General features: G+C 56.6%; 11 protein-coding genes. 5 read left to right on the forward strand and 6 right to left on the reverse strand.

The genetic code is table 11. The features are described 5' to 3' along the window. Nucleotides 1–212 precede the first annotated feature (212 nt). From groL to GHO25_RS19685, 4 genes are all read right to left on the reverse strand, one after another. The gene (gene groL, locus GHO25_RS19670; RefSeq protein WP_153391891.1) at nt 213–1,856 is read right to left on the reverse strand and encodes a chaperonin GroEL; all 1,644 of its coding nucleotides are present in this window, start codon (nt 1,854–1,856) and stop codon (nt 213–215) included. A gap of 49 nt (nt 1,857–1,905) precedes the next feature. Beyond that, nucleotides 1,906–2,199, reverse strand: coding sequence for a co-chaperone GroES (locus GHO25_RS19675; RefSeq protein WP_016779794.1), 294 nt, complete (start codon nt 2,197–2,199; stop codon nt 1,906–1,908). A gap of 248 nt (nt 2,200–2,447) precedes the next feature. Beyond that, nucleotides 2,448–2,921 (reverse strand): FxsA family protein, encoded by a 474-nt coding sequence (locus tag GHO25_RS19680; RefSeq protein WP_048369627.1) that lies wholly within the window; start codon nt 2,919–2,921, stop codon nt 2,448–2,450. 71 nt (nt 2,922–2,992) lie between these two features. Next, complete coding sequence (locus tag GHO25_RS19685; RefSeq protein ID WP_048369625.1) at nt 2,993–3,718, reverse strand: HugZ family protein; 726 nt, start codon at nt 3,716–3,718, stop codon at nt 2,993–2,995. Between the two features lie 51 nt (nt 3,719–3,769). On the opposite strand from GHO25_RS19685, the gene GHO25_RS19690 reads away from it, so the two are divergent. Beyond that, entirely contained in the window at nt 3,770–4,528 is a 759-nt protein-coding gene (locus GHO25_RS19690; protein ID WP_048369623.1) for an SDR family oxidoreductase, read from the forward strand. Between the two features lie 97 nt (nt 4,529–4,625). On the opposite strand, the gene GHO25_RS19695 is transcribed toward GHO25_RS19690, so the two are convergent. Next, a complete protein-coding gene (locus GHO25_RS19695) occupies nt 4,626–5,639 on the reverse strand; it encodes a DUF481 domain-containing protein (RefSeq protein WP_048369621.1) in 1,014 nt (337 codons plus the stop codon). A 153-nt stretch (nt 5,640–5,792) separates the two neighbouring features. Between GHO25_RS19695 and GHO25_RS19700 the strand changes: the two genes are divergently transcribed. The 4 genes from GHO25_RS19700 (at nt 5,793) to GHO25_RS19715 (ending at nt 10,517) form a co-directional block, all read left to right on the forward strand. Beyond that, nucleotides 5,793–6,146, forward strand: coding sequence for an MGMT family protein (locus GHO25_RS19700; protein WP_153391893.1), 354 nt, complete (start codon nt 5,793–5,795; stop codon nt 6,144–6,146). Between the two features lie 42 nt (nt 6,147–6,188). Beyond that, nucleotides 6,189–7,736, forward strand: coding sequence for an AmpG family muropeptide MFS transporter (locus GHO25_RS19705; protein ID WP_048386660.1), 1,548 nt, complete (start codon nt 6,189–6,191; stop codon nt 7,734–7,736). 100 nt (nt 7,737–7,836) lie between these two features. Continuing rightward, a complete protein-coding gene (locus tag GHO25_RS19710) occupies nt 7,837–9,552 on the forward strand; it encodes a proline--tRNA ligase (RefSeq protein WP_123751959.1) in 1,716 nt (571 codons plus the stop codon). A gap of 17 nt (nt 9,553–9,569) precedes the next feature. Beyond that, nucleotides 9,570–10,517 (forward strand): hypothetical protein, encoded by a 948-nt coding sequence (locus GHO25_RS19715; RefSeq protein WP_048369614.1) that lies wholly within the window; start codon nt 9,570–9,572, stop codon nt 10,515–10,517. A gap of 7 nt (nt 10,518–10,524) precedes the next feature. Here the strand turns inward: GHO25_RS19715 and dinB are convergent, their stop codons facing one another. Further along, a complete protein-coding gene (dinB, locus tag GHO25_RS19720) occupies nt 10,525–11,601 on the reverse strand; it encodes a DNA polymerase IV (protein ID WP_153391895.1) in 1,077 nt (358 codons plus the stop codon). Nucleotides 11,602–11,951 lie beyond the last annotated feature (350 nt).

The raw sequence follows: 11,951 nt of genomic DNA on the forward strand, positions 1-11,951 counted from the left end.
AGTTAACGCCCGCGCGATGTTGACGAGTCTTTCACTCGACGCTCACACACTACCGACAACAGCGACTGCATACTCGTGCGCCCACAGGTGTTTAGTGGGTGGTAGATCAAGAGATCGCAGCCTGCGGCAGCTCCTACGGGATACTCATCAGGCACAAAAAAGCCCCGCCTGATCACTCAGGCGGGGCTTTTGCGTATCGGGGTAAGGCTGGCTTACATCATGCCGCCCATAGCACCCATGCCGCCCATGTCTGGCATGCCGCCGCCAGCTGGTTTGTCTTCCTGGATCTCAGCGATCATCGCCTCAGTGGTGATCATCAGGCTGGCAATCGACGAAGCCGCTTGCAGAGCCGAACGAGTCACTTTAGCCGGGTCAAGGATACCCATTTCGATCATGTCGCCGTATTCGCCAGTGGCAGCGTTGTAACCGAAGTTACCCGAACCCTGCTTCACTTTGTCGACTACAACGCTTGGCTCGTCGCCGGAGTTGGAAACGATCTGGCGCAGAGGTGCTTCAACAGCACGACGCAGCAGCGCGATACCAACGTTCTGATCAGCGTTGTCGCCTTTGAGCTCAGAGATTGCCTGCAGAGCGCGAACCAGTGCCACGCCACCGCCAGGTACCACGCCTTCTTCAACGGCTGCACGGGTTGCGTGCAGGGCGTCTTCAACGCGGGCTTTCTTCTCTTTCATTTCAACTTCGGAACCAGCGCCAACCTTGATCACTGCTACGCCGCCCGACAGCTTGGCCAGACGCTCTTGCAGTTTTTCACGGTCGTAGTCCGAGGTGGTGTCAGCCACTTGAGCACGGATCTGAGTCACACGTGCCTGGATGTCCGCTTCAACGCCAGCACCGTCGATGATGGTGGTGTTTTCTTTGGACAGGATTACGCGCTTGGCGTTACCCAGGTGCTCCAGAGTGGTGCTTTCCAGGCTCAGGCCGATCTCTTCGGAGATAACGGTACCGCCAGTCAGAACAGCGATGTCCTGCAGCATTGCTTTACGACGGTCGCCGAAGCCAGGTGCTTTAACAGCAGCGACTTTAACGATACCGCGCATGTTGTTCACAACCAGAGTCGCCAGGGCTTCGCCTTCAACGTCTTCAGCCACGATCAGCAGTGGACGGCCGGCTTTGGCAACGGCTTCCAGTACTGGCAGCATTTCGCGGATGTTGGAGATCTTTTTGTCAACCAACAGGATCAGCGGGCCGTCCAGCTCAGCCACCATGGTGTCTGGCTTGTTAACGAAGTAAGGGGACAAGTAGCCACGGTCAAACTGCATGCCTTCAACCACAGACAGTTCGTTTTCCAGGCCCGAGCCTTCTTCAACGGTGATCACGCCTTCTTTGCCGACTTTAGCCATGGCTTCAGCAATGATGTCGCCGATGGAGCTGTCGGAGTTGGCAGAGATGGTACCTACCTGAGCGATTGCCTTGCTGTCAGCGCATGGCTTGGACAGTTGACGCAGTTCTTTGACGATGGCGATGGTCGCCTTGTCGATACCGCGTTTCAGGTCCATCGGGTTCATGCCGGCAGCGACGGCTTTCAGGCCTTCGTTGACAATCGACTGAGCCAGAACGGTTGCAGTGGTAGTACCGTCACCAGCGTCATCGTTCGCACGGGAGGCAACGTCTTTAACCAGCTGCGCGCCCATGTTTTCGAAGCGGTCTTTCAGTTCGATTTCTTTGGCAACCGAAACACCGTCTTTGGTGATGGTCGGAGCGCCGAAGCTCTTCTCGATGATCACGTTGCGGCCTTTAGGGCCCAATGTTGCTTTTACTGCGTCAGCCAGGACGTTGACACCGGCGAGCATTTTTTTACGGGCGGAATCGCCGAATTTAACTTCTTTAGCAGCCATGTTCGTTCTTCCTTAAATACTTTGTAGTAACGGGAAAAGGAGCGGGAAATCAGCCTTCGATAACAGCGAGAATCTCGTTCTCAGCCATTACCAGCAGGTCTTCGCCGTCGACTTTCACAGTGTTGCTGCCGGAGTAAGGGCCGAACACAACCTTGTCACCCACTTTCACGGCCAGCGCACGCACTTCACCGTTGTCCAGAACGCGGCCAGTACCCACAGCAATGACTTCACCGCTGTTGGCTTTCTCGGCAGCTGAACCCGGCAGAACGATACCGCCAGCGGTTTTCTTTTCTTCTTCGCTGCGACGGATTACGACGCGGTCATGCAGAGGACGAAGCTTCATTGTCGATCTCTCCTAATTGTGGTGTTCATCGGCCGGTGTCAATACCGGCTGGGTTTGCAAGTCCGGAAATGCCGGGTGTTAATCGCTGAAGGGTGCCTGCTGTTGCCAGCAAAACCCTGCGGTGCCAGTTACATAAGGGCGCATCCAGTGATTACAAGAGCGCCCTGACGAAATTTTTTTACCTTTCGCACCGCGCAAAAACAAACACGGCACTCTTGAGTGCCGTGCATAAGCCTTTACAGGGAAACTTACTTGTCGCGGTGTTCAAACTCGCCTTCGATCACATTGGGCTCACGACCCACAGGTTGATGCGTGCCGGGACGATGCGCCGCTTCAAATTCCTCGGCAAAGGCACGCTGGCGCATCGCTTGCTCTTCTGCACGTTTGCGCAAGCGATTGACCAGAAAATGACGAACTGGCGGGAGCAGCAACAGCAGACCGGCGATGTCGCTGATGAAACCCGGCAGTACCAGCAAGCCGCCACCCAACGCCACCATCAGGCCTTGAAGCATTTGCTGAGCCGGCAGCTCACCACGATTGAGGCTTTCACGCGCACTCAAGGCGGTGGCCAAACCCGCAACGCGTACTACCAGAACCCCAAACAAGGAGCCTGCGATGATCAGCAGCAACGCCGGGAAAAACCCGATAGCGGTGCTGACCTTGAAAAAGACGTACAGCTCTAGCACTGGAAACAATAGAAAGAGCAATAAAAAAGCGCGCATCAAATGATTCCTCTCCGGAAGAATATCTTCCAACACAGCTTAGATGACGGCGCGCCTTTGTGAATTCAAGGTTATGCCGTTTCTTTTTTAGGCCATTCACTTGCGCGAGCCAGCAAAACCAGCGCTTCGCGCACTTGTGTCGAAGTATTACAAGCTTCTGGGAAGGCCAGCCAGTACACACTCTGGCCAATGCGTAGATGCATGCCTTCGCTGTCCAGGCCGACCATTTCTGCAGGCTCAGTCTTTGGCAGCCCGGCCAGCTCAACGTAATGAGCGATGGCGTTGGCGTGATCGTCGTTCATGTGCTCGACCATGCGCACTTCGACCGCGCCGGCAAAAGGGTTGGCCAGGTTGAGTTGATCCACCCAGTGAATCGCACCAAAACCACCGATATAACGATGGCGAACCGGGTTTAGCACCCAAAAGTCGAAATCATGGGCGGTGTGATAGCTCTGCGATTCAGGGAAATAGCGGTAGTAACGCTCAGCCGCGGCTTCAATAGCCGCGGGGTCTGTAATTTGCTCGGCTTCGGCCAGGTAGGTCAGACGCCCTACCGCCTGCACGTCTTCGGCGCCACGCTCACCCACCATCAGTGAGCACTTGGGGTCTTTGCGCAGGTTGTGGGTGTGCTGAGCGATCCGGCTGATCAGGATCAATGGCCGCCCTTGCTCATCCAGGCAATAAGGCACCATCGATCCGAAGGGGAACCCTGGCATTGCCTTGGAGAGCGTGGCCAACGCTCCACGGTATTCCTTGAGCAATAATTCTCGGGCATGCTTGGCTACTTCAACGCTCAACTTATGACTCCTTAATAAAAATCCGTCGAAACGGTCGAGATCAGGGCACTCATGCAACTAAAAGACAAAGTAATCATTATCACTGGCGGCTGCCAAGGGCTAGGTCGCGCCATGGCCGAGTACCTGGCTGCCAAGGGCGCCAAGCTGGCTTTGGTGGACCTCAACCCGGAAAAACTCGAGCTCGCGGTTGCGGCCTGCCAGGCCCACGGAGTTCAAGCGCGGGCTTATTTGTGCAACGTCGCCGATGAAGAGCAGGTTACACAAACCGTGGGGCAAATTGCTGAAGACTTTGGCGCGATCAATGGTCTGGTGAACAACGCCGGGATCTTGCGTGATGGCCTGCTGTTAAAGGTCAAGGACGGCGTAGTCAGCAAAATGAGCCTGGCGCAGTGGCAAGCTGTTATAGACGTCAACCTGACCGGAGTTTTTCTGTGCACCCGTGAAGTGGCGGCGAAGATGGTCGAACTCAACAGCCAGGGTGCGATTATCAATATTTCTTCCATCTCACGCGCTGGCAACGTTGGCCAAACCAACTATTCAGCCGCCAAGGCAGGTGTGGCAGCCGCGACCGTGACCTGGGCCAAAGAGCTGGCGCGTTACGGTATCCGTGTGGCAGGCATTGCTCCCGGGTTTATCGAAACTGAAATGACCTTGGGTATGAAGCCCGAAGCCCTGGAAAAAATGACCGCGGGCATCCCGTTGAAACGCATGGGCAAGGTCGAAGAGATCGCCCATTCAGCGGCGTATATCTTTGAAAACGACTATTACAGCGGCCGAATCCTGGAGCTGGATGGCGGCTTAAGGATTTAACCCCCCGCCCTGCTGGAGCGGCCGGAAGTTGCGATCTTTTGATGTTCAAGATCAAAAGATCGCGAGGCGAGCTCGCTCCTGCACAAGGGTCGTGGTGTTACCACATCACGCCAAAACCTGCGGTGTAGCGGGTCTTGTTGAGTGCGTTGTCTTTGCCGCTGCTACTGCCGATCAGGTCTTTTTCAGCCTTGAGGTTGAGCGATGCCCATTCGGTGACTTTGTAGCGCAAGCCAATTTCGGCATCGAGGCTGTAGTCTGAATCCCCGCCCAGCGGCTTGCCCAGTTCACCGTTGGTAAAGATCGATACCGTTTTACCTACCAGGTAACGGTTGTAATCCCACTTCATGGCCAGCGAGTAGAAGTTGCTTTTACCGCCATCCGAGTATTCATAGTCGGTACGGTTCAGCAGTGAGCCCAAGGAAAACGCGCCCAGCTCGTCATCCCAGAACTGATAACCCGGACCAGTACCTACGGTGCGCTGACGGGAAATGTCTTCGATTCTGTCGCGGGTGTAGTTCAAGCGGCCCTGCCAGTACCAGTGCTCATCAATAAAGTGGTCAAGCGCGTATTCGGCATTCCAGTTGTTCGTAGTGACCACATCGTTCTGGGCCTCACGGTTGTAGGACGCTTCGGCGTTGTGACGCCAGGCGCCGTGACGCGCCGAGGTTTTGAGGTCGATGTCGTAGTCATCGGTGTCTTTGTCGGCGCGTTTGTAGTCCAGCGCGACGTCGACATTACCCTTCCAGACAAAGTCTTCGATCAGCGGTTTGGGTTTGACGATTTGCTGAATGCTCGCCAGCTCAACAGTTTTAGGCGCCTCGCCATTGGCCAGAATGACCTTGCCGTCTTCGGCCGCCTTGAGTGACTTGGCCTTTTCGCCTACGTAGGCATCTTGTTTGACCAACAGCTCCTGATCGCTTTCCAGGGTTTTGACTTGCTTCCAGTCAATCGGAATAGCGCCCGCATAGTCGGTCTGAATCAGCAACTTGCCCCCATCAAACACTTTTATCTTGCCGGACAGACGGTCGCCGTTCTTTAACCAGACCGTATCGGCGAGCAAAGGCGTGGACACATTCAAGACAGCAAGGCATAACAAGGTTCTGGACAACATAAGCAGATGCGAGACTCGGATTTACGAAAGAATGACGGCATTATCCAGAAGGACACACCCCAGGCAAAGAAAGACCCGGTGTTTTTCGTGTAGTTCCTTTGCTATAGCGCGCGACGGAAACGTCTTATTTGTAACTCCACGGTTTTCACCCCCATGAACTCACCTGACAGTGCATCGCCAACGCTTGCCGAGCTTCGACGAACGGCCCTGTACTCGACTTTGATGCAAGTGCCCGATGGCAAAGTCGTCACCTACGGTCAGCTCGCCGAGCTGGCAGGCCTGGGGCGGGCCGCTCGCTGGGTCGGCCGCACGCTGAGCCAGCTCCCCGAAGACACCCGCCTGCCCTGGCATCGGGTTTTGGCCGCCGGTGGCAGAATCAGTTTGCCAGCGGGCAGCCCTTCCGGTGATGAACAGCGAGCGCGTCTGCGCGGCGAAGGATTAAGCATTGTTAATAATCGTGTGGATATACGACGCCATGGCTGGCGCCCGATAGAGCACTGCGGTTAGAGTGCGCCCTTTGTTTCCGCAATCAGAGGCAGACTCGAGTCCATGCCCCGTAAAACCTGGCGCGAAGCGCTAGCTGCCTATTCCAGCCCCTCAACCCTTGTGCTGTTGTTGCTCGGTTTCGCCGCCGGTTTGCCGTACATGCTGGTGTTTTCAACGCTGTCTGTGTGGTTGCGCGAAGCAGGTGTGGCCCGCGAAACCATTGGTTATGCCAGCCTGATCGGCCTGGCTTATGCCTTTAAATGGGTATGGTCACCGTTGCTCGACCAATGGCGCCTGCCATTGCTCGGCAAGCTGGGCAGACGCCGCTCGTGGCTGGTGCTGTCGCAGACTTTGGTGATTTTGGGCCTGATCGGCATGGGCTTTTGCGACCCGCAAAAGCACCTGTCATGGCTGATTGCGATTGCCGTTATCGTGTCATTTGCCTCGGCCACCCAAGACATCGCGATCGACGCTTACCGCCTGGAAATTGCCGACGACAGCCGCCAGGCTGCCCTCGCCGCCAGTTACATGTCCGGTTACCGCGTAGCCGCCCTGCTGGCCACGGCCGGGGCATTGTTTTTTGCTGAGGGTTTCGGCTCAACCGGCTTCAACTATAAGCATTCGGCCTGGACCGGCACTTATGTGCTGTTCGGCGTGCTGATGATCCCCGCGTTGCTGACTACCTTTTTCATGCGCGAACCGCCGGTCACCCTGCGCACTCAGCTGTCGGTGGGCCGTTATAGCTTCGTCCATCAACTGGCCTCGGTGTTCGTGCTGATTGTGCTGCTGGTGTCGGTCCCGGCGATGTTCACCCAGCTGTACAACACCAACTTTGCGGGTGTGCTGTTTGAAGGCATGAGCCCGATGACGCTGCTGATGGAAGACCGCGCCTTTTTGCGCGCCATCCTTTATATCCTGCTGACCGGGTTGTGCCTGTCCACCATGGGGCGACGCGGGCTTGCCCCCGTGCTAACGCCGGTCAACGACTTTATTGTGCGTTATCGCTGGCAGGCGCTTTTGTTGTTAGGGCTGATTGCCACCTATCGCATGTCTGACACGGTCATGGGCGTGATGGCCAACGTGTTTTATATCGACCAAGGCTTTACCAAGGACCAGATCGCCGGTGTCAGCAAGATTTTCGGCCTGTTCATGACCCTGTTCGGTGCAGGCATGGGCGGACTGCTGATCGTACGTTTCGGCATTTTGCCGATCCTGTTGATTGGCGGGGCCGCGTCCGCCGCAACCAACCTGCTGTTTATGCTGCTGGCCGACATGGGCCCGAACCTGCAGATGCTGATTGTCACGATTTCACTCGACAACTTCAGCTCCGGCCTCGCCACTTCTGCCTTTGTTGCCTACCTGTCGAGTCTGACCAACCTCAAGTTCTCTGCCACCCAATACGCATTGCTCAGCTCGATCATGCTGCTGCTCCCGCGGTTGATGGGCGGTTACTCCGGGGTCATGGTCGAGAAGTTCGGTTATCACAACTTCTTTATCATCACCGCCATCATGGGCATCCCGACCCTGCTGCTGATCAGCCTGCACTGGTATCAGGAAACCCGTAAAGCCCGCCTCAACCCCACAGTAGACCTCGACAAACGCGCCGATTGAACGGAGGGAGCCTGCCTCCCTCCCCCGGTCTGTACGCAATCAAATCTCGCCCGTACAATGGCCAGTCAAATTTAGTCATCAGCAACGGCAACGACTACCCATGCGCACCAGTCAATATTTGCTCGCCACACAGAAAGAAACGCCTTCGGACGCGGTCGTTATCAGCCACCAGCTGATGCTGCGCGCCGGCATGATTCGCAAACTGGCCTCGGGCCTGTACACCTGGCTGCCCATGGGCTTGCGGATCATGCGCAAAGCCGAAGCCATTGTTCGCGAAGAAATGAACGCTGCTGGCGCTCTGGAAGTGCTGATGCCGAGCATTCAACCGGCTGAACTGTGGCAAGAGTCCGGGCGCTGGGAAGAGTACGGTCCGGAGCTGCTGCGCCTTAAAGATCGTCACGGTCGCGAGTTCTGCGTGGGCCCTACCCACGAAGAAGTCATCACCGATCTGTGCCGCAACGAGCTGAACAGCTACAAGCAATTGCCGATCAACCTGTACCAGATCCAGACCAAGTTCCGTGACGAAATTCGCCCGCGCTTCGGCTTGATGCGTGGCCGCGAGTTCATCATGAAGGACGCCTATTCGTTCCACGCCGACCAGGCATCGCTGCAGGTCACTTATGACCGCATGCACCAGGCTTACTGCAACGTGTTCACTCGCCTGGGCCTGAAGTTCCGCCCGGTAGAAGCGGACAACGGCTCCATCGGTGGCGCGGGTTCCCACGAATTCCACGTACTGGCCGAGTCCGGCGAAGACGATATCGTGTTCAGCAATGGCTCCGAATACGCAGCCAACATCGAAAAGGCCGAAGCTGTTCCAGCCGAAACCTCCCGTGCGCCAGCGTCTGAAGAGCTGCGCCTGGTCGATACGCCTGACGCCAAGACTATTGTTCAATTGGTAGAAGGCTACAACCTGCCAATCGAAAAAACCGTTAAGACCCTGATCGTTCACGCCGCCGAAGAAGGCAAGCTGATCGCTCTGGTGATCCGTGGTGACCACGACCTGAACGAAATCAAGGCGGGCAACCATCCGCTGGTGGCCAGCCCACTGACCATGGCTTCGGACGCTGAACTGCGTGACGCCATCGGCGCTGGCGCTGGTTCCCTGGGCCCGCTGAACCTGCCACTGCCTTGCATCATCGACCGTTCGGTCGAGCTGATGAGCGACTTTGCGGTCGGCGCCAACATCGACGACAAGCACTACTTCGGCGTGAACTGGGAGCGTGACTTGCCTGTACCTACCGTTGCCGACCTGCGCAACGTGGTCGCTGGCGACCCAAGCCCGGACGGTAAAGGCACGCTGGAAATCAAACGCGGCATCGAAGTGGGCCACATCTTCCAGCTGGGCACCAAGTACAGCGAAGCGATGAAGTGCCAGGTACTGGGCGAAAACGGCAAGCCTGTGACCCTGACCATGGGTTGCTACGGCATTGGCGTTTCTCGCGTGGTGGCGGCAGCCATCGAGCAGAACAACGACGAGCGCGGCATTATCTGGAGCGATGCCTTGGCACCGTTCCAGATCGCCCTTGTGCCGCTGCGCTACGAAACCGACGCCGTGCGCGAAGCCACCGACGCGCTGTATGCACAGTTGACCGCCGCAGGCTTTGAAGTGCTGCTGGATGACCGTGACAAAAAAACCAGCCCGGGCATCAAATTCGCAGACATGGAACTGATCGGTATTCCGCACCGGATCGTCGTCAGTGACCGTGGCCTGGCCGAAGGCAACCTGGAATACAAGAGCCGCACCGAAGCAGAGCCACAAGCCCTGCCCGTTGCTGACGCCCTGGCTTTCCTTCAGGCACGTATCCGTCGCTGAACCCACATAGAGACGTCATGTTCAATCGAAGTACCTTGACGGGCGCCGCCATATGCGGCGCCCTGTTGTTGAGCGGCTGCGCCAATCACATGTCACAACGCAGCGAGCATGAAGAGCGCATTGAGCGCAAACTGCTCGCCCACACCCTGCACATAGACGTCGGTTCGCCGGCTGCCATGGAGTTGCCGCAACGCCGTGTGCGCATCAATGAACAAAAGACCTTTGAGGTCACTGAGTTCGATGTCACCCGTCATTACGACCGTTACACCCCCTACCAACCCTGGCGCAAAGTCTATGAGATGCCGCTGGGCGCGGTAGCGGTTGTGGCCGGTGTGGGTGCGAATGTGCTGAACGTGTTCATGTTCGGGCAATTGCCTGACAGCGTGACCAAAGACTGGATCACTTACGGCGTCGACGGCCTCAACCCGGCGATGAACGTGCAATCTCACGGCCGCGCCGAGCAGAACCTGGCCGGCATCGAAGAGATCCAGCGCGACAAGCGCATGGAGTACTCAAGCTTGCCGTGGGCAGAACGCCCGGTCATCGTCAGTGCTGGCAAGCAAAGCCATGAAATGACCACGGACCGTAACGGTGTGCTGCGCCTCAATTTGCTCGACAGCCCGTTTGCCGAGCAAGACTTGAATCGCGTGAGTAAATTGACCATCACGGTCGAAGATGCTCAGGACGAAGCGCATTCCGACTCAACCCTGTCGATCAGCAGTAATTTGCGTGGCAAATTGCTCGAAGCGCACAACTTGATCTACGACGACCTTGAGGGTGACGACGTCAACCAATGGGTACATCGGGTCAAGCGCTTGTCAGAACTGGGTCTTGAAGAAGAAGCCAGTGAACTGGAGCAAAGCCTGATTGAACTGACGCGCAACGACCCTGAGTTGCAGCGTGAGTTTTTGCAGTCGCTGACCAAGAACGCCGGTCGACTGGTGGCGGACCCCGGGGTTAGCTAAAGCGCCTCTACGGGTGCCTGGCAAACAACTCCAGTTGCTCATGCCCGGTACTCAAATCATGTAAACGCACGCCAAGCCCCAACAATCGGACGGGCTTGGCACCGCGTGCAAACGCCTGACTCATTAACCCCTGATAACTCTCAAGATCGCGCCCCGCTCCGGACTGCTCCAGGGTGGTTTGGGTAAAGTCGTGGAATTTGACTTTGACGAAAGGCTTGCCGGGGCGATAGCTGCTGTCGATTCTGGCGATACGCCCGTTCAAGGTATCGAGAAGTTCGGGCAGTTTGTCCAGGCACGCAGCCAGGTCCGGTAAATCCGTGTCGTAGGTGTTTTCAACACTGACAGACTGGCGTCGGCTATCGCTTTGCACCAAGCGCTCATCAATCCCGCGCGCCAGCCCCCACAAACGCTCGCCAAAACTGCCAAATTCACGCACCAGCGCCAACTTGTTCCAGTCACGCAGGTCCTGACAGGTCTCAATACCCAGGCGCCCTAACTTGTCCGCTGTCACCTTGCCGACACCGTGCAGTTTGTTGACCGGCAGCGCCGAGACAAAGTCTTCGACCTGATCCGGAGTGATCACAAACAAACCGTTGGGCTTTTTCCAGTCACTGGCGATTTTCGCCAGAAACTTGTTCGGCGCTACTCCCGCCGAAACGGTGATGTGCAACTGATTCGACACCCGACGCCGAATGTCCTGAGCAATACGTGTGGCGCTGCCACCAAAATGCGGGCTGTCAGAGACATCCAGATACGCCTCATCCAACGACAGCGGCTCTATGAGTTCGGTGTAATCGCGCAAAATGCCGTGGATTTCTTTTGACGCTTCTTTATAAGCATCCATCCGGCCATTCACGATGATCAGCTCCGGGCACAGCTTGAGTGCATGCCGGGATGCCATCGCCGAACGCACGCCATACGCACGCGCTTCATAGTTACACGTCGAGATCACACCGCGCCGGTCAGCCGAGCCGCCGACCGCCATGGGCTTGTTCGCCAGGCTCGGGTTATCGCGCATCTCAATAGCGGCATAGAAACAGTCACAGTCGACGTGGATGATTTTGCGCTGCGTTATGTCAGGCATGGTTCTTCAGGATGTAGGTAAAACAGAACGCCAGTATGTCACCGAGAACTGTATATAGCACCAGTAGTGTTCGGTAAGCCGACAAATGCAGCGCTCTCAACCTTGCCTTTGTTTTTGTGACCGGAGTGAAAAGGATCTAATTGCGCCACACCCCTTGCCCTACAGGGGCTGTAGCCGATTAAACAGCGCCGTTTAATGCCTAACCAATTGAAGCAGAAGACTTTTTTTGAAATTAACGTTTGACAGCCCCGTGTATCGCTGTAGAATCCGCCCCACAGACGCGGGATGGAGCAGTCTGGTAGCTCGTCGGGCTCATAACCCGAAGGTCGTCGGTTCAAATCCGGCTCCCG

The sequence above is a fragment of the Pseudomonas sp. FSL R10-1350 genome (assembly GCF_009600525.1).
GTDB classification, from domain to species: domain Bacteria; phylum Pseudomonadota; class Gammaproteobacteria; order Pseudomonadales; family Pseudomonadaceae; genus Aquipseudomonas; species Aquipseudomonas helleri.